Here is a 22,141-nt window from a genome sequence, read left to right on the forward strand (position 1 = left end):
GGTGGATGCCGCCACCGGGCCGCGGGTAGCTCCCGGCCATGACGCAGCCGTTCGAACTCCCGCACTTCTACCTGCCGCACCCCGCGCGGCTCAACCCGCACGTCGACGAGGCCCGCGCCCACTCGACCGGGTGGGCGCGCGAGATGGGCATGCTGGAGGGCAGCGGGGTCTGGGAGCAGGCCGACCTCGACGCGCACGACTACGGCCTGCTCTGCGCCTACACCCATCCCGACTGCGACGGGCCCGCCCTCTCGCTCATCACCGACTGGTACGTGTGGGTCTTCTTCTTCGACGACCACTTCCTGGAGAAGTTCAAGCGCACCCAGGACCGCGCCGCCGGCAAGGCCCATCTGGACCGGCTGCCGCTGTTCATGCCGCTCGACCCGACGGCCGGCGTCCCCGAGCCGGAGAACCCGGTCGAGGCCGGCCTCGCCGACCTGTGGGCGCGCACGGTGCCGGCGATGTCCGCCGGCTGGCGCCGCCGGTTCGCCCTCGCCACCGAGCACCTCCTCAACGAGTCCCTGTGGGAGCTGTCCAACATCAACGAGGGGCGGATCGCCAACCCCGTCGAGTACATCGAGATGCGCCGCAAGGTGGGCGGCGCGCCCTGGTCCGCCGGGCTCGTGGAGTACGCCACCGCCGAAGTGCCCCCCGCCGTCGCCGGGACCAGGCCGCTCAGGGTGCTGATGGAGACCTTCTCCGACGCCGTGCACCTGCGCAACGACCTGTTCTCCTACCAGCGGGAGGTCGAGGACGAGGGCGAGCTCAGCAACGGCGTGCTCGTCCTGGAGACCTTCTTCGGCTGCACCACCCAGGAGGCCGCCGACATGGTCAACGACGTCCTCACCTCGCGGCTCCACCAGTTCGAGCACACCGCGTTCACCGAAGTCCCCGCCGTGGCGCTGGAGAACGGACTCGCCCCGGCCGAGACCGCGGCCGTCGGGGCGTACGCGAAGGGTCTGCAGGACTGGCAGTCCGGCGGCCACGAATGGCACCTGCGCTCCAGCCGTTACATGAACGGGGGCGCGCGGTCCGGTGCCCCCTGGCGGTTTCCGTCCGGCCCCGGGACGTCCGCCGCCGACGTCGGCGCCCTGCTCGCCGGCGCGGGGGCCGAGAGGCTGCGCGCCTACACGCACGTGCCGTTCCGGAAGGTCGGCCCGTCGATCATCCCCGACATCCGCATGCCGTTCCCGCTGCGCCTCAGCCCCGCCCTCGACGGCGCGCGACGGCACCTGCTGGAGTGGTCGCGCGAGATCGGCTTCCTCGGGGAGGGCGTCTGGGACGAGGACAAGCTCGCCAGCTGCGACCTCCCGCTGTGCGCGGCGGGCCTCGACCCGGACGCCACCCAGGAGCAGCTCGACCTCGCCTCCGGCTGGCTGGCCTTCGGCACCTACGGCGACGACTACTACCCGCTCGTCTACGGCCACCGCCGCGACCTGGCCGCCGCGCGGCTGACCACGGCCCGCCTGTCGGCCTGCATGCCCCTCGGTCCCGAGGAGGTCCCGCCGCCGGTCAACGCCATGGAGAGGGCGCTGATCGACCTGTGGAGGCGTACCACGGCCGGTATGACGCCCGATGAGCGCCGCCCCCTGAAGTCGGCCGTCGACACGATGACCGAGGCCTGGGTGTGGGAGCTGTCCAACCAGATCCAGAACCGCGTCCCGGACCCCGTGGACTATCTGGAGATGCGCCGCGCCACCTTCGGCTCCGACCTCACTCTGGGGCTCTGCCGCGCCGGACACGGACCGGCGGTGCCGCCGGAGGTCTACCGCAGCGGTCCCGTCCGCTCCCTGGAGAACGCGGCGATCGACTACGCGTGCCTGCTCAACGACATCTTCTCGTACCAGAAGGAGATCGAGTTCGAGGGCGAGATGCACAACGCGGTCCTCGTGGTGCAGAACTTCTTCGGCGTCGACTATCCGACCGCGCTGCCCGTGGTGCAGGACCTGATGAACCAGCGGATGCGCCAGTTCGAGCATGTCGTGGAGCACGAACTGCCCGTCGTCTACGACGACTTCCAGCTGTCGGACGAAGCGCGGACGATCATGCGGGGCTATGTGACGGACCTGCGGAACTGGATGGCGGGCATCCTCAACTGGCACCGGAACGTCGACCGGTACAAGGACGAGTACCTGTCCGGCCGGGTCCACGGCTTCCTCCCGGGCCGCGCACCGGCGCCACCGGTCCTCGTCTGACCCGTCCCCGCCCGCACCCCAGCACCGCCTGCACCCCCAGCACCGCCGCCGGAGGCGAACCATGGAACAGACCGCGTTACGGCCCAGACCGATGCCCGGCGACGGGGGCGGGGGCGGCGGTTTCGGGGGCGGGCCGGGCTCCGGTCCGTCCGGCCGGCGTCCCGGGCGGCGGCGCGGGCGCCGGGTGGTGACCGCGGTGCTCGGGGCGCTGACCGGAGCGGTCCTGGTGCTCTCCGGGGCCGGGCTGGGGGCGGTGGGGGCCACGATCGCCGGCGCGGGCGGGCTCACCGGGCTGAAGCGGCAGGCGGGGGTGGGGTCCGCCGTCCCGGCCGCGTCGCCGCGGTCCGCTCCGTCCGCGCCGGTCGCCCGGCTCGGGGTGGAGGTGGCCGACGACGAAAGACCCGGGGCGCTGGTCGTCGGCGTGCACGTGCCCGGCCCCGGGGCCTCGGCCGGTCTCGCGCGCGGCGATGTCCTCCTCGTCTTCGGGACCACCCGTGTCGACTCGGCCGCCGGCCTGGCGCGCGCCGTCGCCCGGGCCCGCCCGGGCGACGAGGTGACACTGACCGTGCGCCGCCGCGACGGCGGCTACCAGCAGTTGACGGCGGTCCCCGGCATCGTCACGTGACCACGCGGAAGTGGCTGGTGAGCCGGCCCTCGTCGTCCAGCACGTGGAAGGCGAGCCCGACCGGGGCGTCCCGGTCCGCGATCCGCTCGCCCTCCCAGGGCAGCCCCAGCGTCCAGGTCACGCCCGGTCCCACCAGGACCGGGCGGCCCGCGAAGGTGGTGGCGGCCGGGGTGTGGGCGTGGCCGGTGATCAGCCCGGCGACCTCGGGGCGGCGTGCCAGCAGAGCGGCCAGCCGCTCCGGCGCGCGCAGCGGGCAGGAGTCGGGCAGGGGATGGTGCAGCGGCACCGGCGGGTGGTGGAAGGCGAGCAGGGCCGGGAGGCCGTCGTCGAGTCCGTCGAGCGTCGACTCGATCCAGGCACAGGTCTGCGCGTCCAGTTCCCCGTCATCGCGGCCCGGGATGCTCGAGTCGCACATCAGCACCGCGCCGCCGTCCAGTACGTGCGCGCTGTTGACCGGTCCGTCGCCGGCCGGCCGGCCCAGCAGCGCCTTGCGGTACGGCGCCCGGCTGTCGTGGTTGCCCGGGCAGGTCAGCACCGGGAACGGGGCGCTCCCGTCGCGCAGCCCCAGCAGGCGGGCGGCCTCCTCGTACTCGGCCTCGGCGCCGTGGTCCGCGATGTCCCCGGTCACCAGCAGCGCGTCCGGCCGGACCGGCAGCTCCCACAGCCGGTCCCGCACCCGCCGGGCGCGCTCCGTCGCCCGCGTGGTTCCGTCCAGGTGCAGATCGCTGATGTGCGCGAGTACGAGCACGGTCGTACGCCTCCCCGATGTTCCTGTTAACGGTTCAGTGCGATCTCATCATTAGATGTAATGGAAGAGCAATGCCCTGCCATTGGCCGAGGAGGGTGGCGGGGCGAACACCGCGAACCGGCTCGCGTCGGCCCTGCCCGCCGGGCAGGATGCTGCCCGTAACCTGCTGTCGCCCTGGGAGGCCCCCGAGATGACCGGCGCCGCGCCCGCGTCCTTCACCGCCGACGACTACGAGGCCCGTATGGAGCGTGCGGCGCGGCAGGCCGCCGACGCCGGCCTCGCCGGGCTGCTCGTGGCGCCCGGCCCCGACCTGGTGTGGCTCACCGGCTACACCCCCACCGCCGTCACCGAGCGGCTCACCCTGCTGGTGCTGGCGGCCGGCCGGGACCCCGTGCTCGTCGTCCCGACCCTGGAGGCCCCGGACGCCGAGCGCGCCCCCGGCGCCGGCGCCTTCACCCTGCGCGACTGGACCGACGGCAAGGACCCCTACGCAACCGCCGCCGCCCTGCTGGACGCGGACGGGCGGTTCGGCATCAGCGACAACGCCTGGGCCATGCACCTGCTCGGCCTGCAGAAGGCGCTGCCCGGCACCTCGTACGCCTCCCTCACCGAGGCCCTGCCGATGCTGCGCGCCGTCAAGGACGCGGCGGAGCTGGAGCTCCTGACCGCCGCCGGTGCCGCGGCGGACGCGGCCTTCGAGGAGATCAGGCAGGTCGCCTTCGCCGGCCGCCGCGAGACCGACGTCGCCTCCGATCTGGCCGTCCTGCTGCGCCGGTTCGGGCACTCCCGGGTCGACTTCACGATCGTCGCCTCCGGTCCCAACGGCGCCAACCCCCACCACGAGACCGGCGACCGCGTCATCGAACGCGGCGACATGGTCGTCCTCGACTTCGGCGGCCTCAAGGACGGCTACGGCTCGGACACCTCCCGCACCGTCCACGTCGGCGAACCCACCGACGAGGAGCGCCGGGTGCACGACCTGGTGCGCGAGGCCCAGGAGGCGGGTTTCCGCGCGGTACGGCCCGGAGCCGCCTGCCAGGACGTCGACCGGGCCGCCCGCGCGGTCATCGCCGACGCGGGGTACGGGGAGTACTTCATCCACCGCACCGGGCACGGCATCGGCGTCACCACGCACGAACCCCCGTACATGATCGAGGGCGAGGAGCGGCCCCTCGTCCCCGGCATGTGCTTCTCCGTCGAACCCGGCGTCTATCTGCCCGGCCGGTTCGGCGTGCGGATCGAGGACATCGTGACCGTGACCGAGGACGGCGGACGGCGGCTGAACAACACCGAGCGGGAGATGGTCACAGTGGACTGAAGGCCCTTCCGTCCCCTCCCCGCCTCCCCGAACGGCAAGGGCGCGACCATGACCCAGACACCGACACCCACCGCGGACACCGTCCGCCGACTGGCCCGTTCCCTGCTGAGGGACGGCGGCGGAGGCGGCGCGGAGTCCGCCGCCGGACCCGACGTCCGGCCCGTCGCCGCGGGTGCCGAGCCCGCCGCCTGGTGGGTCGGCACCCGCCATGTGCTGCGCCTCGCCCCGGACCGTGGGGCGAGCGTGCGCCGCCGCCGCGAACTGCGGCTGCGTGACCTCGTCCGCCCGCACGTCCCGGTCGCGCTGCCGTCCGCCGTGGCGCACGGCGAGTGGGCGCCCGGTCTGCTCTGCAGCCTGGACACCAGGCTGACCGGCGGCACGGGGGAGGAGCACCGCGTGTCCGCCGTCGGCGAGGCCGACCTGGCCGGGCTGCTCTCGGGGCTGCGGGAGGTGCCGGTGCGGCAGGCGGAGACGCTCGGCGTGCCGCGCGTCCCCCCGCGTTCCCTGGAAGCCCTGCGCCGGGTCGCCGCGGAGGCCGCCGGACGGCTCGCCGCGGCCGACGAGTTCGACCCGGGGCGGCTGGACCGGCTCACCCCGCCCGCCGCCGTCCAGCTCGCCGCCCAGCCCGGCACGGCCGTCCTCGTCCACCACGCCCTCACCGGCGGGCACCTCGTGGTGAGCGCGGACGGCCGGGTCCGGGGCGTCCTCGGCTGGGACGCGGCGGTGGTCGGCGATCCCGCCGAGGACATCGCGGGTCTCGCCCTCGCCGTCGGCGCCCCGGCCGCCGTGCGCGCCGCCACCCTCGCCGGCTACGGCGCCCGCCCCTGCCTGCGCGGCCTGTGGCTGGCCCGCTGCGACGCCCTCGTCCGGCTCGACGAGGCGCTCGCCGGCCCCGCCACCGCCCCGTCGCCGCGCCCTTCGCGCACCAGGCTGCGCCGCGCCTGGGAACCGATCATGCTGGAACGCGTGACCGACCTCGGCGGCGACGAAGTCCCGTAGCCGCGGCGGTCACTCCTGCAGCACCACCGCCGACTCCGCGGGCAGGTGCAGCACCCCGTCCGGGCCCGGGGTCCGCACCGGCTCCCACGCCGCCAGGACGCGTGCGCCGGGGACGCCCAGGGGGATCGCCGCCCGCTCGGCGCCGAGGTTCACCGCGACCCGGACGTCCCCCCGCCTGAAGGCCAGCCAGCGGTGCTCCTCGTCGTAGGCCACCTTGGTGTCGCCGAGGTCGGGGTCGGTGAGGTCCGGGTGCTCGTGACGCAGGGCGAGGAGGAGCCGGTACCAGGACAGCACGCGCGCGTGGGGCTCGCGTTCCGGTTCCGACCAGTCGAGGCAGGAGCGGTCGCGGGTGGCGGGGTCCTGCGGGTCTGGCACGTCCTGCTCGGCCCAGCCGTGCGCCGCGAACTCCCGCCGCCTGCCCGCGCTCACCGCCTTGGCGAGCTCCGGGTCGGTGTGGTCGGTGAAGAACTGCCAGGGCGTGCCCGCCGCCCACTCCTCGCCCATGAACAGCATGGGCGTGAAGGGAGCGGTCAGCGTGAGGGCCGCCGCGCAGGCCAGCAGCCCGGGGGAGACCAGGGCGGCCAGACGGTCCCCCCGGGCGCGGTTGCCGATCTGGTCGTGGGTCTGGCTGTAGCCGAGGAGCCGGTGCCCGGCCACCCGGTTGCGGTCCAGGGGGCGGCCGTGACGCCTGCCCCGGAAGCTGGAGTACGTCCCGTCGTGGAAGAACCCGCCGGTGAGCGTCTTGGCGAGGGCCGCGAAGGGTGCGCGCGCGAAGTCGGCGTAGTACCCCTGGGCCTCACCCGTCAGCGCGGTGTGCAGGGCGTGGTGGAAGTCGTCGTTCCACTGCGCGTGCAGCCCGAAGCCGCCCTCCGCGCGGGGCCGGACGACCCTGGGATCGTTCAGGTCCGACTCGGCGATCAGGAACAGGGGCCGGCCGGTGTCGGCGGCGAGGGCGTCCACGGCCCCGGACAGCTCCTCCAGGAAGTGGCACGCGCGCGTGTCCGCCAGCGCGTGCACCGCGTCGAGCCGCAGCCCGTCCAACCGGTAGTCCCGCAGCCACGCCAGCGCGCTGTCCACGAGGAACGCGCGCACCTCGTCGGAGCCGGGCGCGTCCAGATTGACCGCCGCCCCCCACGGGGTGTGATGGGTGTCCGTGAAGTACGGCCCGAACTCGGGCAGATGATTCCCGGACGGTCCCAGGTGGTTGTGCACGACGTCCAGCACGACGCCGAGGCCGAGCGCGTGCGCACGGTCGACGAACCGTTTCAGTCCCTCGGGTCCGCCGTACGGCTCGTGCACCGCCCACAGCGAGACACCCTCGTACCCCCACCCGTGCCGGCCCGGGAACGGGCAGACCGGCATCAGCTCGACATGTGTCACACCCAGCTCCGCGAGGTGGCCGAGCCGCTCGGCGGCGGCGTCGAAGGTGCCCTCGCGCGTGTACGTGCCCACGTGCAGCTCGTACAGCACCGCGCCGGGCAGCGGGCGTCCCGTCCACTCCGTGCGCCAGGCGAACCGGTCGTGGTCGACGACGGCGCTCAGCCCGTCCGGCCCGTCGGGCTGCCGGCGCGAGCGCGGATCGGGCAGGACGGGCCCGTCGTCCAGCGCGAAGCCGTACCGGGAGCCGTCGTGCGCCCCGGCCTCCCCCCGCCACCACCCCTCCCGCTCCGGATCGCGCTCCAACGCGTGCCCGACGCCGTCGCACTGGAGCGTCACTCGGTCGGCCTGCGGTGCCCACACCTCGAACTGCACGGACGGTTCCCCTTCGTCTGCTCACCGTGATGTAGCCCCTCCATCGTGCTCCATCGGAGATCAATTCGCCGGGGGATCCTCCCTTTTGCGGCGGGTGTCGCCGCACCCGCGCGCGGGTGCGGCCGTTCCCCCGCTTCCTGGACAGCCCGGCCGTCACTGACCGACAATCGGCGACGTGACGTCGTCCTTCGAGTTCCACACGTATCCCGCGCGGCTCTCCGACGCGGAGCGCGACAAGGCGCTGAGCGTGCTGCGGGACGGCGTCGCCGCGGGCCGCCTCTCCCACGACACGTTCGTCCGGCGCATGGAACTCGCGCTCGTGGCCCGCCGTTCCGACGAGCTCGCCGCGCTCACCGCCGACCTCCCGCGGGAGAACCGCGTCTCCCGCCTGGTGTTCGGCACCGTGGAGGCCGTCTCCGGGTTCACCGTACGGCTGCGCCGGGCCTGGCGGGCCGAGAAGCTCCCCAAGCTGCTGCTGCCGCATCCGGCGACCGGCCACCCCCTGCGCATAGGCCGCGACCCCGGCAGCGGACTGCGGCTCAGCCACGAGACGGTCTCCCGCGTGCACGCCGAACTCCGCCACCAGGGCGGCCTCTGGGTGCTGCGGGACCTCGGCTCCACCAACGGCACCACGGTGAACGGGCGTCGGGTGGTCGGCGCGGCCGTCGTCCGCGAGGGCGACCAGATCGGCTTCGGGCAGATCACCTACCGGCTCGCGGCGCACTGATCCTCCGCGAAGCCCTCACGGCCGTCGAGGCGCCGACCGTCCCCCCGAAGCCGTGGCCGGCCGCGGAACCTTCCGTTCGGGTGAGCTGAGTGGGGTCCGGGCGCCGTCGTGCCGATGCATCGGGAATGACGCACATCTCAGTGAAAGCGGTACGGGCGGGACTGGTCGCCGCCCTCGTCCTGCTCGCGTGCGCGGCGCCCGCGCGGGCCGGCGGCGGGCACTTCGCCGAGGACAGGTGGCTGATGCTCACGGTCAGCCGCGGAGAGACGCCGTCCACCGCGGAGGGCGGCACCATGCTGCGGTGCGACCCGCCCCGGGGCCACCGGCGCGCCGCCGAGGCCTGCGCGGAGCTGGACGCGGTGGACGGGCGCATCGCCGACCTCCCGGCGAAGGACGCCGTCTGTCCGATGGTCTTCGCCCCGGTGACGGCGCACGCGAGCGGAAGGTGGCGCGGCCACCCCGTCGACTACACCGAGACCTTCTCGAACACCTGCATGCTGACCGCCCGGACGGGCTCGGTCTTCGCCCTGGACCCCCGATGACCGACCCGGCCGCGGGCAGTCGTGCCGCCCCAGTGCCTCACGGGCCCGGAAGGTGCCCCCGGGGCGGCACGGGAGGGCGGTAGGGGCAGGCGCCCCGTCGGCGCCGGGCTGCGCACCGCCCCTGCCGCCCGGCACCGACGCCCCGCCCGCGAGCGCCTCGTCACCGGGCCTGCTCGCGGGCCTGGCGGGCAGCCACCAGCACCGTGCGGGACTGGTGCTCGACCTGATGGTCCACCGGCACCCACCGGGCGCGGAAGCGCCCGGCGAACGCGGCGCTCCAGCGCGCGACCAGCCCCTCCAGCCGGTCCGCCGCCCCCGTGTCGCTCTCCCGCAGCGCCCGCCGCAGCATCGCCGCCGCCCTGAGCGGCACCCGGCGCGTGAACGCGTCCACGCTGCCCACGTACGCCCGCGTGCCGCCCACGGGCGGCGTGCGGACCAGGTCGGCGGCCAGTCCCGGCACCAGCTCCAGTCCCCAGGCGGCCGCCCGCAGCAGCGGCCCGTCCCCGTGCCGCGGACGCGTCCCCTCCAGCACCCGCCGCACCTCGTCCGCCTCCCGCAGCAGCCGGTCCGCGAGCCGGCGCAGCGCCGCGTCCGGGTCCGGATGCGGCGCCGGGTCGCCCACCAGGTCGCCGGCCCACATCGGCACCTCGATCACCGCCGTCAGGCCGCCGTACCGGTGGGCGTGGTACCAGGTGCTGTGCCGCGCGTCGTCGGTCAGGCTCGGATAGGCCGGCGCGGCCTCCGGCGCCGGCATCACGTGCACCCCGGGGCCGGACGCCGGCCAGCCCGCCGCGTCCGAGGCGCCCGTCTCCACCGGAATGTGCAGCTGCGCCGCCGACTTGGCGAACGGCTCCGCCAGCCCGGGCACGTCCCTCGTCAACTGCACCCAGGTGCCGCCCAGATCGGTGCCGTGCAGGGACACCTGCAGATAGGGCCGCACCTCGTCGATGACCCCGGTCAGCGCCCGGGTCTCGGGCGGCAGCCGGCCGGGCGGCAGCACCGACGGCGCCCACTCCGGCTGCTCCGGTCCCGCCGGGCGGAAGAAGCCCAGGTGGTAGTCGTACAGACTGCGCGGCGCCGGCGTCACGTGGAGGCTCGCCCCGTCGGGGTCCGCGCACAGCAGGAAGTGCCACGAGACGCCGTCGCGCAGCTCCCGCTCCCGGACCGTCCGCCGGGCCAGCGCGAGCAGCGTGCCCCCGCCGGCCGGCTCGTTGGCGTGGGCGCCGGCCACCACCAGCACGGCCCGCCGCGCGTGTCCGACGGACAGCAGGTGCAGCGGCCGGCCCGCGCGGGAGACCCCCACCTGCCGCAGGACGCACAGACCGGGCGCCCCGGCCGCCAACACACGGGCGGCGGAGACCAGTTCGGCCACCGTCGGATAGCGCAGCTCCAGCAGCGGACCCACCCCCCGTCACCACCCGCACCCGCATTGCGCAGTACCCCACGGCGGGGAGGCGGTGTCAAGGCGTTCAGTCCGTGAGCCGCTCCAGCAACGCCACGGGGGAGCGTCCGAGCAGCTCCTCCAGGCGCGCGTGCCCGCTGAACTCCCGTCCCGTTCCCAGCGCGTCGGCCCACCGCCCCGGCGGCAGGGACAGCCGGGTGCCGCGCCAGCCGCCCGCCTCCGCCAGCCGGAGCGACAGCCGGGTGACGACGGTGAGCACCTCGCCGGAGCGAACGAAGGCCAGGCAGTGCGGCGCCGCGGGCCCCTCGGCGGACAACGGTTCGTAGGCGGCCGTGTCACCGAAGACGTCCGGCCGCCGCGCCCGCAGCCGCAGCGCCGCCCGCGTCACCGCATCCTTGCCGCTCCCGTCGTCCGCGTCGTCCGCGAACCGCACGGTCCGCCGGTTGTCCGGGTCGACCAGCGCCCGGTACTCGCGCTCGGTGCCCTGGTAGAGGTCGGGCACCCCCGGCATCGTCAGGTGGACCAGCGCCGTGCCCAGCACGTTCGCCCGGATGTGTGCCTCCAGCGAGGCGCGCAGCGCCGCCACCCGCTCGCCCGGCGCCCCGCACGGCCCCGCCGCCACGAACCGCGCCACCGCCTCCTCGTACGGCGGTTCCTGCTCCGTCCAGCTCGTGTACAGGCCCGCCTCCCGCACGTGCTTCAGCAGCGCCCCCCGCACCCGCTCCTCCTCCGCGGGCCCGAGCCCGAACACCGTCTGCCAGGCCGCCCACGCCAGCTGCGCGTCCGGCACGCCCTCGCCCGCGCCGGTGACCTCCGCCAGGACCTCCGCCCAGCGCTCCGGGCACTCGGTGAGCACCTGCAGCGCCGCCCGCACGTCGGCACTGCGCTTGGTGTCGTGCGTCGAGACGACCGTCCCGGTCGACGGCCAGTCGCGCTGCACGCGCGCGCAGTACGCGTGGAACCGCTCCGGGGACACCGCCGGGTCACCGGGGTCGCCGCCCACCTCCGTCGCCGACAGCAGCGGCACGTAGCGGTAGAACGCCGTGTCCTCCACGGACTTGGCCCGCAGCGCCGACGCGGTCTGCGCGAACCGCGTACGGAACTCCACGTACTCCGCGCCGTCCCCGTACCGCCCGAGCACCAGGTCCCGTACGACGTCCACCGCCCCGGCCTCCTCGGGGACGGCGAAGGCGAGCCGGGCCTCGGCGGCGGCCTCCTCGGTGACCACCGCGGACGCGTCCACGGAGGCGTACGGGCGGTACACCTCCAGCCGCACCAGCAGCTCCCGCAGGGCGGTGCGCAGCGCCCAGGGCGCGCGGTCGCGCAGCCCGGTCTCCGGAGCGGTCGAGCACAGCCGGGCCGCCACCCGGACCAGCCGGTCCACCTCGGCGGCCAGCTCGTGCGTGAGCACCTCGTACGCGGCCCGCCGCACCGTGGCGTCCCAGTCGCCGCCCCGGTCCGTCCGCGGGGCCGCGAACCGCCGGTACCGGCCGAGCAGCTCCCCGAACCCCGCCGGGTCCGTGAACAGCCCGTCCACGTGCCGCAGGGCGTCGTAGCCGGTGGTGCCGGCGACCGGCCAGGAGGCGGGCAGCGACTCGCCGTCGGCGAGGATCTTCTCCACCACCGTCCACCGGCCGCCCGTGGCCTCGTGCAGCCGCCGCAGATAGCCGTCGGGGTCGGCGAGCCCGTCGGGGTGGTCGACGCGCAGCCCGTCGATCACGCCCTCCCGGAGCAGCTGAAGGATCTTGGCGTGGGTGGCGTCGAACACCTCCGGGTCCTCCACCCGCACCCCGATCAGCTCGGAGATGCTGAAGAACCGCCGGTAGTTCAGCTCGGTCCGCGCCAGGCGCCACCACACGGGGCGGTACCACTGCGCGTCCAGCAGCCGCGGCAGCGGCAGCCCGGCCGTCCCCTCACGCAGCGGGAACGCGTGGTCGTGGTAGCGCAGCACGTCGCCGTCCGTCCTCAGGTGCTCGGCCTCCCGGCCGAGCGGTCCTCCGAGCACCGGCAGCAGCACCTGGCCGCCCTGCGCCTCCCAGTCGATGTCGAACCACCGCGCGTGGCGCGAGGCGGGGCCGTCGCGCAGCACCTCCCACAGGGCCCGGTTGTGGCGCGGGGACATCGCCATGTGGTTCGGGACGATGTCCAGGACCAGGCCGAGACCGTGCTCCCGCGCGGTGCGCGCCAGCTCCCGCAGGCCCTCCTCGCCGCCCAGCTCCTCGCGCACGCGCGTGTGGTCCACCACGTCGTAGCCGTGCCGCGAGCCGGGCACGGCCTCCAGGACGGGCGACAGATGCAGGTGGGACACGCCGAGCGAGGCCACGTACGGCACGGCGTCCGCCGCCGCCCCGAACGGGAAGCCGGGCTGCAGCTGCAGCCGGTAGGTGGCCGTGGGCACCGCCGGGTCAGGTCGCTCAGGGGTCATGGGAACGTACGTACCCGCGTAGCCGCCTCTCGTGCCATCGCTCCTCCGTTCGGGGTGCGATCGGGACGTTTTTCTCCCCCGCCGCCCCTTCCCGCCCGAACCCGGGGCTCCGCCCCGGACCCGCTTCTCCGGGGGACGGGAAGGGGAGGGGGCCGTACTCCCCGGGGGCCGCGCCCCCGCCTACGCCGGCCGCCGCAGCACCGTCATGCTGCGGTCGGTCAGCGTCAGCCGGGCGCCGGCCGCCGCCTTCGGACCGGTCCCCGGCGGTACGCCGTCCGCGCGGGCGGTGTCGACGACCACCTGCCACTGCCGGCCGTGGCCGACCGGCACGACGAAGTCCAGCGGCTTGGGGGAGGCGTTGAACATCAGCAGGAACGAGTCGTCCGTGATGCGCTCCCCGCGCGGCCCGGGCTCGGAGATCGCGTTGCCGTTGAGGAACACCGTCAGTGCCGACGCCCGCGCGGAGTCCCAGTCCCGCTGGGTCATCTCCGCGCCCTCGGGGGTGAACCAGGCGATGTCGGAGAGGTCGTCGTGGGTGCCCTCCACCGGCCGGCCGTGGAAGAAGCGGCGCCGCCGGAACACCGGATGGTCCCTGCGCAGCCACACCATCGCGCGGGTGAACTCCAGCAGCCGCCGGCGCGGGTCCTCCTCGCCCTCCTCCGCCCCGCCGGGCGCGGGCCAGTCCAGCCAGGCCAGCTCGTTGTCCTGGCAGTAGGCGTTGTTGTTGCCGCGCTGGGTGCGGGCCACCTCGTCGCCGTGGCTGATCATCGGCACGCCCTGGGAGAGCATCAGCGTGGCGATGAAGTTGCGCATCTGCCTCGTCCGCAGCCGCAGCACGCCCGGGTCGTCGGTCTCGCCCTCGACCCCGCAGTTCCAGGACCGGTTGTGGCTCTCGCCGTCCCGGTTGTCCTCGCCGTTGGCCTCGTTGTGCTTGTCGTTGTACGCCACCAGGTCGTGCAGCGTGAAACCGTCGTGGCAGGTGACGAAGTTGATCGAGGCCAGAGGGCGCCGCCCGTCGTCCTGGTACAGGTCGGAGGAGCCGGTCAGCCGGGAGGCGAACTCCGCGAGCGCGCGCGGCTCGCCCCGCCACAGGTCCCGTACGGTGTCGCGGTACTTGCCGTTCCACTCGGTCCACAGCGGCGGGAAGTTGCCCACCTGGTAGCCGCCCTCGCCCACGTCCCACGGCTCGGCGATCAGCTTCACCTGGGAGACCACCGGGTCCTGCTGGACCAGGTCGAAGAACGACGACAGCCGGTCCACCTCGTGGAACTGCCGCGCGAGGGTCGCCGCCAGGTCGAAGCGGAACCCGTCGACGTGCATCTCGGTGACCCAGTACCGCAGCGAGTCCATGATCATCTGCAGTACGTGCGGGGACCGCATGAGCAGGGAGTTCCCCGTGCCTGTGGTGTCCATGTAGTACCGGGGGTCGTCGGTCAGCCGGTAGTACGACGGGTTGTCGATGCCCTTGAGGGACAGCGTGGGGCCCAGGTGGTTGCCCTCGGCGGTGTGGTTGTAGACCACGTCGAGGATCACCTCGATGCCGGCCTCGTGCAGCGCCTTCACCGCCGACTTGAACTCCAGCACCTGCTGGCCACGGTCGCCCCAGGACGCGTAGGCGTTGTGCGGGGCGAAGAAACCGATCGTGTTGTAGCCCCAGTAGTTGTTCAGGCCCATGTCCACCAGGCGGTGGTCGTTGACGAACTGGTGCACCGGCATCAGTTCCAGCGCCGTCACCCCCAGCTCGGTCAGGTGCTCGATCACCGCCGGGTGCGCCAGGCCCGCGTAGGTGCCGCGCAGCTCCTCCGGCAGCCCCGGGTGGCGCATGGTGAGGCCCTTGACGTGGGCCTCGTAGATCACCGTGTGGTGGTACTCCGTACGGGGGGGCCGGTCGTCGCCCCAGTCGAAGTACGGGTTGACCACGACCGACGTCATCGTGTGCGGCGCCGAGTCGAGGTCGTTGCGCCGGTCGGGGTCGTCGAAGTGGTAGCCGTACACCTCCTCGCCCCACTGGACCGAGCCGCTGATCGCACGCGCGTACGGGTCGAGCAGCAGCTTCGCCGAATTGCAGCGCAGCCCCCGCTCGGGGGCGTACGGCCCGTGCACACGGAAGCCGTACCGCTGCCCGGGCATGATTCCGGGCAGGTACGCGTGCCGCACGAACGCGTCGCTCTCGCGCAGTTCGACCGCGGTCTCGGAGCCGTCGTCGTGCAGCAGACACAGCTCCACTCGGTCCGCGGCCTCCGTGAAGACCGCGAAATTCGTTCCGGCGCCGTCGTACGCGGCACCGAGCGGATACGCCTCGCCAGGCCAGACCTGCATGGATAGGACTCTTTCAGGTGTACGGCGCCGGTGGGGCGCCTTGGCTCCGAGTGTTTCCGTGTCTCCCCGAAAGGACGGGAACCACCTTCTACCCGGACCACCCGGCTCCGATGACCCGTATCCGCCGCCGATCCCGTTATGAATCCGCTCACTCCCGGGAGTCTTCGGGGCGGAACGGTCCCGTGATCGCGGGAAGTTGGGAAACGACCCTGTCCATCGGGCTGCACCGCGCGCCGTCGGCGGAGTACTCTCCTTGATCGTCGGGACGGAGTGCTCGGGGGAGCGGAAGGCGGTACGCGGGTGGGCGCGGGAGGGCTGGAACTGCCCCCTGGTGACGATGGTCACGAGGGGAGCGGTTCCCCGGACGTCCCGCCCGGTGCGGTGTCCCTGGCACGGCCGATGGACGCGGGCTCGATCGGGCCGGAGCTGGACTGGGGCGCCGACGCCTGGCGCGAGGTGCGCACCCGCGCCCAGCGGGCCGGCCGCGCCTACATCTGGCTGAACCTCGTCGAGCAGCGGCTGCGCGCGGTCGTGGCCGCCGTCCTGCGCCCCATCTACGAGCCCGTGCACGGCGACGACTGGGTGGTCGCCGCCGCCGGGCCCGCCGGGCAGGAGTGGGTGCAGCGCGCGGTCGCGGTGCGCGAGGTCAGCCGCCGCAAGGGCTATCTGCTCGACCCGGCCGACGACAACGTCCTGTCCTTCCTCACGCTGCCGCAGCTGCGCGAGCTGATGGTGGCGCACTGGCCCTGCTTCGAGCCGTACTTCGACGACCGCCGGGACGTCGAACTCGCCCTGGACGAGCTGGAGGTCACCCGGAACGTCGTCTCCCGCAACCGCGCGCTGTCCGAGGCGGTGCTCGGCCAGGCCGAGCGGGCCTCCGCGCGGCTGCTCGAGATGCTCGGCGCCGGCGGCGACGTGCCGTCCGCGCGCCGGCTGCCCGTCGACGCGGTCGAGGACCTGGTCGGCGACCGGTACGCCGACGTGGTCGCCGTCCACCCGGACCGGGTGCGGCTGCTGCGCCAGTTCCCGGCCGAGGACATCTTCGGCGGGGCCCGCCGGCTCGACGCCCTCGGCATCGGCCTCAACCTGCTGGTGCAGAACTTCTCCGGGCGGCGTCTGGTGCGGCTGGCGGAGTCCGGCTGCCGGGTGCGGCTGCTGTTCCTGAACCCGGCCTCCAGCGCGGTCAAGCGCCGCGAGCGCGAACTCGGCCTCAAGCGCGGCGAGCTCGGCCGCAGCGTCGAGATGAACATCCTGCACATGCGCCGGGTCCGGTCCCGGCTGCGCGACCCCGGAGCCTTCGAGATCCAGGTCTACGACGAGACGCCCCGCTGCACCGCCTACCTGGTGGACGGGGACGGGTCGGACGGCGTCGCGGTCGTCCAGAACCACCTGCGCCGGGCCCGGGGGATGGAGGCGCCGGTGCTGGTCCTGCGCAACGGCGCCAGAGTGGTCAAGCCGGGCGAAGTCGAGGAAGGCGGGCTGTTCCCCACCTACCGCGAGGAGTTCGAGCTGATGTGGGCGGATTCGCGGCCGGTGTCCTGAACGCCCCGGGGAGGGGCCGGTGAGCGGAACGCGATCCTCTGATTGTCAGTGGTGCGTGCGAAGGTGGGAACCACTGGGGGAACGCACCACACGGAAGGGGGCAGCCATGGGCTGGCACCGGGAGCTGCTGATCGGCTTCGACCTGGAGACGACGGGTACCGACCCGCACGAGGCACGGATCGTCACGGGGGCCGTGAGCGAGGTCGGAGCGGGGGAGGCGGCGGGCCGCCGGGAGGGGCCGGGCGCCCCGGTCGTCGCCTTCCACCCACGCGCTTCGGGCGCGTCCCGGACGTCTCGTCCGGCAGCGGCGTGCCGGTTTGCGGCCTGCGCCGGAGCGGAGGCCGCGTGATGAGCTGGACCACGGGGCCTTTGGTGGCCTTCGACCTGGAAACCACGGGCACGGACATCGAGACCGACCGCATCGTCACCGCGGCGGTCGTACGCCTGGAGCCGGACGGGACCATCTCGACGGAACGGACCTGGCTGCTCGATCCCGGGGTGGCGATACCGGAAGAGGCCGCGGCGATCCACGGCATCTCGACGGAGCAGGCCCGCGAGCAGGGGGCCCCGGCCCCGTTCGCCGTCGAGGAGATCACACAGGCCGTCGCCGAGGTCCTGCGGGCAGGGACTCCCCTGGTCGTGATGAACGCGCGCTACGACCTGTCGCTGCTGGACCGTGAGTGCCGGCGGTACGGGCTGGAGTCGCTCAGCGAGCGGCTGGGCGCCCTTCCCTCCCCGGTCATCGATCCCCTGGTGATCGACAAGCACATCGACAAGTACCGGAGGGGCAAGCGTGCCCTCCACGCGTTGTGCGCGCACTACGGCGTGTCGCTCGACGACGCGCACGACGCGAGGGCGGACGCGGTGGCCGCGGCCCGTGTGGTGCGACGCCTGGGGGAGAAGCACCAGCCCGTCGGGACGATGCCCCTGGCGGACCTGCACGACCTCCAGGTACGAGCGGCGGCCGAGCAGTCGGCCTCTCTGCAGGCGTACCTGAGACGGACCACGAACCCGGCGGCGGTCGTCGAGCCGGCCTGGCCGGTCGTCCCGCGCAGCCGTTAGCCCGGGCTGGTCAAGCCCTTCCGCGTGTGAGGGCCTGCAGGTGGGAGAGAGTGATGCGCCGCCGGGTGGGATCGACGTCGAGGATCTCGGCCGAGATCTCCTGTCCGACGGTGACGACGGGGGAATCCCCGCGCCGTCGTGGAATCCGCTGGGACCGGGCGGGAAGAGCCCGCCCAGGCCGTGGCCTTCCACGGCCGGCTCCGGGCCGAAGTGGGCAAGGCCGGGTATCCGTGGCTCGCGAACGGCCAAACGGTCGATCCCTGTGGCCGCCGCGGGAGCCGGCGGGCGAGCGGGTCCGGCGCGCCGCGCGGTCCGGGTCAGAAGGGATACCAGCGCACGCTCTCGTCCCCGTCGCGCAGGGACGCCACCCGGCGTTCGAACTCGGCCAGCGCCCCGGGGTTGCCCGGGGCGTGCTGGGCGACCCAGGCGCAGCTGGCGGTCTCCCGCGCGCCGCGCAGCACCGAGCAGCCCTCCCAGGCGCGCACGTCCCAGCCGTAGGCGGCGGTGAAGGACGCGTACGCCTCGTCCGGCAGCCCGTAGCGGTCGTGGGAGAGGGCCATGACCACCAGGTCGTGCTCGCGCAGATCGGTGGAGAAGGTCTCCAGGTCGGTCAGGACCGGCCCATCCGGCCCGATGTACACGTTCCGGGGCAGCGCGTCCCCGTGGATGGGCCCCCGCGGCAGCTCGGGCGTCAGCGCCGCCGCGGCCGCCGCGAAGCCGTCACGCCGCTCGCGCAGGTACGCCGCGTCCGCGGGGGCGATCGCGTCGCCCGCCAGCCGCAGCCAGCGCTCCACACCGCCCAGCAGCTCGCGGGGCGGCAGTGCGAAGGGGGGAGCGGGCAGTGCGTGGACCAGTCGCAGCAGTTCGGCCAGATCCCGGGGTTCGGCGGGCCGCACCGCCTCCGGCAGCCGGTGCCACACGGTCACCGGGTGCCCGTCGACCAGCAGCGCCTCCGGCTCGGCCGCCCGCACCGCCGGCACGCCCTCCTCCGCCAGCCACCCCGCGACGGCCAGCTCCCGGCGGGCCCGCTCCAGCAGCTCGGCGTCCCGGCCCACCTTGACGGCCAGGCCGCCGGCGGTGAACACCGCGTTCTCCCCGAGGGCGAGCAGCCGCGCGTCCGCCGCCGCACCGGGCAGCACCCCGGCCGCCGCCAGCACGTCCCGCGCCCGTGCCTCGTCCATCCGTCCGCCTCCGTGTCCGTCCACGCCCGATCACCGGTCCCGTCCGACCGCCGGGATCCGGCGGTCCGTCGGCCAGTGTCGCATTCGCACAGGTGACGGCGGTGTGCGCGGTGTCTTGACGAGGCGGACCACCTTCACGACCATGACCTGGGCCGCCCGCGCCGCGCGAAGGGGCTGATTCCGTGACACCGGTGACCGAGGTGAGGAGACCGGCGCCCCGCGCACCCGGCCCGGGCCGCAGAACCGGGCGGGCCGTCGACCACGGCCCCTGGTTCCTGGTGCTGCCCGCGCTGCTCCCGATCCTCCTCCTCAGCGTCGGCCCGCTGCTCCACGGCGTCCTGCTGGCCTTCACCGACGCCCAGTCCGGGCGCACCGAGCCCACGCGGTGGATCGGCACCCTCAACTTCCAGGACCTGCTGCAGGACACCCTGTTCTGGGAGTCGTTCCGTATCGGCCTGGTCTGGGCCGTCGGGGTGACGGTGCCGCAGTTCCTGCTCGCGCTCGGCCTCGCCCTGCTGCTGAACCAGGACCTGAAGCTGCGCTGGCTCGCCCGCGCCCTGGCGATCGTCCCCTGGGCGATGCCCGAGGTCGTCGTCGGCATCATGTGGCGGATCGTCTACAACCCCGACGCCGGCATCCTCAACGAGACGCTGCGCGACCTCGGCCTCGGTGACGGCCGGGACTGGCTCAGCGGGCTCGCCACCGCCCTGCCCGCGGTGATCGTCGTCGGGGTGTGGGCCGGAATGCCCCAGACCACGGTCGCGCTGCTCGCCGGGCTCCAGAACACCCCGCGCGAGCTGCACGAGGCGGCGGCGGTCGACGGCGCCGGCGCCTGGCGCCGCTTCCGGACGGTCACCTGGCCCGCCCTCCGCCCCGTCGCCCTCGCCGTCACGGCACTCAACCTGATCTGGAACTTCAACTCCTTCGCCCTGGTCTACGTGCTGACCAACGGCGGTCCCGGCGGACGCACCCGGCTGCCCATGCTCTTCGCCTACGAAGAGGCCTTCCGCTACGGGCAGTTCGGCTACGCGGCGGCGATGGGCTGCGTCATGGTCGCCGCCGTCTCGATCGCGCTGGCCGTCTTCCTCGCCGGCCGGCTCCGGGGAGGTGACGAGAGATGAGGACCTCCACCGGCGCCCGCGCCGGCCAGTACGCCGCGCTGCTCGCGTATCTCGTCTTCCTCGCCTTCCCGTTCCTCTGGCTGGTCTCGACGGCGTTCAAGCCGCCGGCGGAGCTGGCCGGTCTGCATCCGACCTGGATTCCCCAGGACCCCACCCTCGCCAACTTCCGTCAGGCCTTCGAGGAACAGCCACTGCCGCGGGCCGCCCTCAACTCCCTGCTCGCCGCGCTCGCGGCGGCCGTGGTCGCCGTCGTCATCGCTACCCCCATGGCCTACGTGATGGCGCGTCACCGTACCGCGCTCGCCCGGGCCGCCACCGGCTGGGTGGTGGTCAGCCAGGCGTTTCCGTTCGTGCTGCTGATCATCCCGCTGTTCCTGGTGCTGAAGAACCTGCGACTGATCGACTCCGTGCCCGGTCTGGTGCTGGTCTACGTGGTCTGGGCGCTGCCCTTCGCCCTGTGGATGCTCACCGGCTACGTCCGCGCCGTGCCGGCCGAGCTGGAGGAGGCGGCGGCCGTCGACGGCGCCGGGCGGCTGCGGACCCTGGTGTCGGTGACCGCACCGCTGCTCGCGCCGGGGATCGTGGCGACCGCGCTGTTCGCCTTCGTCAGCGCGTGGAACGAGTTCTTCTTCGCCCTCGTCCTGCTCAAGACCCCGGAGAAACAGACCCTGCCGGTCGTCCTCACCCACTTCATCGGCGCCGAGGGAGTCGCCGACCTCGGCCCGCTGGCGGCCGCCGCGTTCCTCGCGACGCTGCCCTCCCTGGTCGTCTTCGCGATCATCCAGCGGCGGATCACGGGCGGCATGCTCGCCGGGGCGGTGAAGAGCTGATGCGGGCCAGAATCCTGGGGGCGGCGCTCGCCCTCGCCCTGCTCCTCGCGGGCTGCTCCTCCGGCGGCACCCGCGACGACGGCCGGATCACCCTGCGGTTCCAGTCCCTGGCCTGGCAGGAGGAGTCCGTCGAGGCCACCGAGGAACTCGTCGAGGAGTGGAACGCCTCCCACCCGGGCGTCCGGGTGGAGTACGTCCAGGGCAGCTGGGACAGCGTCCACGACCAGCTCCTCACCTCCTTCGAGGGCGGCGAGGCCCCCGACGTCATCCACGACGCCTCCGACGACCTGGCCGACTTCGCCTACGGCGGCTACCTGGCCGATCTGACGGACCTGCTGCCCGGGCGGCTGAAGTCCGACATCCCGCCCCGCAGTTGGGAGACCGTCACCTTCGGCGACGGTGTCTACGGCGTGCCCTTCCTCCAGGAACCGCGCGTGCTCGTCGCCAACGCCACCTGGCTGAAGGAGTCCGGTGTCCGCGTACCGACCCCCGAACACCCCTGGAGCTGGGACGAGTTTCGTCACATCACGAAGCGGCTCAGCGGCGACGGGACATACGGGGTGGCCTGGCCGCTCAAGGAGCCCGTGTCCGCCACGCTCAACCTCTCCCTCTCCGCAGGCGGACGGCTGTTCCACCGGGGCGACGACGGCAGGGTGACCGTGCGGTTCGAGGAGGGCGACGAGACCGTCCCGCGCACCGTCCACGAGCAGGTGAACACCGATCGCAGCGCCTCGCCCACCACGCTCGGCAGCGGCGGCTCCGACACCCTGCCCGGCTTCTTCGCCGGCACGTACGCGATGGTGCCGCTCGGCTTCTCCTACCGCCAGCAGATCGTCCAGCAGGCGCCGGAGGGCTTCGACTGGCAGGTGCTGCCCGCCCCGGCCGGAACCGGCGGACTCACCCAGGGCGTCAGCCCGCAGACCCTCTCCGTCGCCGAGGACTGCCCGCACAAGAAGGAGGCCGTGGCCTTCCTCGACTTCCTGCTCCGGCCGGAGAACATGGTCCGGCTCGCCCTCGGCGACTGGATGCTGCCCACCGGCAGCCGGGCTCTCGCCGACCCCGCCCTGCACACCGCCGAACACGGCTGGGCCACCGGCACGGCCCTCGCCGCCCAGCTGCGCCCGGCCCCCGCACAGACCGTACGGGGCTACCCCGAATGGAAGGACAAGGTCGCCACCCCGGCGTTCCAGGAGTACTACAGCGGCGCGATCGGCCTCGACGAGCTGCGTGAGCGGCTGGAGGAGGACGGCAACCTGGTCCTGGCCCGCTACCAGCGCTGAGCGCGGCCGTCCGAAAACCCGTTGCACGCCGTCGCGCGCGCCGCCTAGCGTGCACTCCGTGGCAGCGTTCAAC

18 protein-coding genes are annotated in these 22,141 nt (G+C 73.9%); 12 read left to right on the forward strand and 6 right to left on the reverse strand.

All coding sequences use genetic code 11. The features are described 5' to 3' along the window. Nucleotides 1–38: 38 nt before the first annotated feature. Nucleotides 39–2,195, forward strand: coding sequence for a germacradienol/geosmin synthase Cyc2 (cyc2, locus tag ACZ8ZB_RS27305; RefSeq protein ID WP_470740274.1), 2,157 nt, complete (start codon nucleotides 39–41; stop codon nucleotides 2,193–2,195). 61 nt (nucleotides 2,196–2,256) lie between these two features. Continuing rightward, complete coding sequence (locus ACZ8ZB_RS27310; protein WP_470740275.1) at nucleotides 2,257–2,820, forward strand: PDZ domain-containing protein; 564 nt, start codon at nucleotides 2,257–2,259, stop codon at nucleotides 2,818–2,820. Here ACZ8ZB_RS27310 and ACZ8ZB_RS27315 read toward each other — a convergent pair. Next, nucleotides 2,813–3,568 (reverse strand): metallophosphoesterase, encoded by a 756-nt coding sequence (locus tag ACZ8ZB_RS27315; RefSeq protein ID WP_470740276.1) that lies wholly within the window; start codon nucleotides 3,566–3,568, stop codon nucleotides 2,813–2,815. The two genes, ACZ8ZB_RS27310 and ACZ8ZB_RS27315, sit on opposite strands and share 8 nt — an antisense overlap. Nucleotides 3,569–3,758: 190 nt before the next feature. Between ACZ8ZB_RS27315 and ACZ8ZB_RS27320 the strand changes: the two genes are divergently transcribed. Next, nucleotides 3,759–4,886 carry an aminopeptidase P family protein gene (locus tag ACZ8ZB_RS27320; RefSeq protein ID WP_470741589.1) on the forward strand — a complete coding sequence of 376 codons (1,128 nt, stop codon included), beginning with the start codon at nucleotides 3,759–3,761 and terminating at the stop codon, nucleotides 4,884–4,886. 48 nt (nucleotides 4,887–4,934) lie between these two features. Next, the gene (locus ACZ8ZB_RS27325) at nucleotides 4,935–5,885 is read left to right on the forward strand and encodes an aminoglycoside phosphotransferase family protein (protein WP_470740277.1); all 951 of its coding nucleotides are present in this window, start codon (nucleotides 4,935–4,937) and stop codon (nucleotides 5,883–5,885) included. Between the two features lie 9 nt (nucleotides 5,886–5,894). On the opposite strand, the gene treZ is transcribed toward ACZ8ZB_RS27325, so the two are convergent. After that, entirely contained in the window at nucleotides 5,895–7,637 is a 1,743-nt protein-coding gene (treZ, locus tag ACZ8ZB_RS27330) for a malto-oligosyltrehalose trehalohydrolase (protein WP_470740278.1), read from the reverse strand. Between the two features lie 175 nt (nucleotides 7,638–7,812). Between treZ and ACZ8ZB_RS27335 the strand changes: the two genes are divergently transcribed. Next, nucleotides 7,813–8,364, forward strand: a complete 552-nt coding sequence (locus ACZ8ZB_RS27335; protein ID WP_470740279.1) for an FHA domain-containing protein — start codon at nucleotides 7,813–7,815, stop codon at nucleotides 8,362–8,364. Between the two features lie 125 nt (nucleotides 8,365–8,489). Further along, nucleotides 8,490–8,906, forward strand: a complete 417-nt coding sequence (locus ACZ8ZB_RS27340) for an SSI family serine proteinase inhibitor (protein ID WP_470740280.1) — start codon at nucleotides 8,490–8,492, stop codon at nucleotides 8,904–8,906. Between the two features lie 160 nt (nucleotides 8,907–9,066). Here ACZ8ZB_RS27340 and ACZ8ZB_RS27345 read toward each other — a convergent pair whose 3' ends face one another. From ACZ8ZB_RS27345 to glgX, 3 genes are all read right to left on the reverse strand, one after another. Next, nucleotides 9,067–10,311 carry a M14 family zinc carboxypeptidase gene (locus ACZ8ZB_RS27345; protein ID WP_470740281.1) on the reverse strand — a complete coding sequence of 415 codons (1,245 nt, stop codon included), beginning with the start codon at nucleotides 10,309–10,311 and terminating at the stop codon, nucleotides 9,067–9,069. A 64-nt stretch (nucleotides 10,312–10,375) separates the two neighbouring features. Next, nucleotides 10,376–12,733 (reverse strand): malto-oligosyltrehalose synthase, encoded by a 2,358-nt coding sequence (gene treY / locus ACZ8ZB_RS27350; RefSeq protein WP_470740282.1) that lies wholly within the window; start codon nucleotides 12,731–12,733, stop codon nucleotides 10,376–10,378. 180 nt (nucleotides 12,734–12,913) lie between these two features. Further along, nucleotides 12,914–15,052 (reverse strand): glycogen debranching protein GlgX, encoded by a 2,139-nt coding sequence (gene glgX, locus ACZ8ZB_RS27355; protein ID WP_470740283.1) that lies wholly within the window; start codon nucleotides 15,050–15,052, stop codon nucleotides 12,914–12,916. A gap of 300 nt (nucleotides 15,053–15,352) precedes the next feature. Between glgX and ACZ8ZB_RS27360 the strand changes: the two genes are divergently transcribed. The 3 genes from ACZ8ZB_RS27360 to ACZ8ZB_RS27370 all read left to right on the forward strand — a co-directional run bounded on the left by ACZ8ZB_RS27360 (nucleotide 15,353) and on the right by ACZ8ZB_RS27370 (nucleotide 17,656). After that, complete coding sequence (locus ACZ8ZB_RS27360) at nucleotides 15,353–16,594, forward strand: SAV2148 family HEPN domain-containing protein (RefSeq protein ID WP_470740284.1); 1,242 nt, start codon at nucleotides 15,353–15,355, stop codon at nucleotides 16,592–16,594. A 106-nt stretch (nucleotides 16,595–16,700) separates the two neighbouring features. Further along, on the forward strand, nucleotides 16,701–16,943 hold the full coding sequence (locus tag ACZ8ZB_RS27365) for a hypothetical protein (protein ID WP_470740285.1): 243 nt from the start codon (nucleotides 16,701–16,703) through the stop codon (nucleotides 16,941–16,943). Next, nucleotides 16,943–17,656, forward strand: a complete 714-nt coding sequence (locus ACZ8ZB_RS27370; RefSeq protein ID WP_470740286.1) for an exonuclease domain-containing protein — start codon at nucleotides 16,943–16,945, stop codon at nucleotides 17,654–17,656. Before ACZ8ZB_RS27365 ends, ACZ8ZB_RS27370 begins: the two co-directional genes overlap by 1 nt. A gap of 317 nt (nucleotides 17,657–17,973) precedes the next feature. On the opposite strand, the gene ACZ8ZB_RS27375 is transcribed toward ACZ8ZB_RS27370, so the two are convergent. Continuing rightward, nucleotides 17,974–18,837, reverse strand: coding sequence for a phosphotransferase (locus ACZ8ZB_RS27375; RefSeq protein WP_470740287.1), 864 nt, complete (start codon nucleotides 18,835–18,837; stop codon nucleotides 17,974–17,976). Between the two features lie 182 nt (nucleotides 18,838–19,019). Between ACZ8ZB_RS27375 and ACZ8ZB_RS27380 the strand changes: the two genes are divergently transcribed. Genes ACZ8ZB_RS27380 through ACZ8ZB_RS27390 form a run of 3 tightly spaced genes read left to right on the forward strand, consistent with a single transcriptional unit; the run spans nucleotide 19,020 to nucleotide 22,068 of the window. After that, on the forward strand, nucleotides 19,020–19,958 hold the full coding sequence (locus tag ACZ8ZB_RS27380) for a carbohydrate ABC transporter permease (RefSeq protein ID WP_470740288.1): 939 nt from the start codon (nucleotides 19,020–19,022) through the stop codon (nucleotides 19,956–19,958). After that, nucleotides 19,955–20,788 (forward strand): carbohydrate ABC transporter permease, encoded by an 834-nt coding sequence (locus ACZ8ZB_RS27385; RefSeq protein WP_470740289.1) that lies wholly within the window; start codon nucleotides 19,955–19,957, stop codon nucleotides 20,786–20,788. The genes ACZ8ZB_RS27380 and ACZ8ZB_RS27385 overlap by 4 nt, the downstream gene beginning before the upstream one ends. Beyond that, nucleotides 20,788–22,068, forward strand: a complete 1,281-nt coding sequence (locus ACZ8ZB_RS27390; RefSeq protein WP_470740290.1) for an ABC transporter substrate-binding protein — start codon at nucleotides 20,788–20,790, stop codon at nucleotides 22,066–22,068. Before ACZ8ZB_RS27385 ends, ACZ8ZB_RS27390 begins: the two co-directional genes overlap by 1 nt. Nucleotides 22,069–22,141 lie beyond the last annotated feature (73 nt).

It is taken from the genome of Streptomyces sp. 12E (assembly GCF_055633275.1).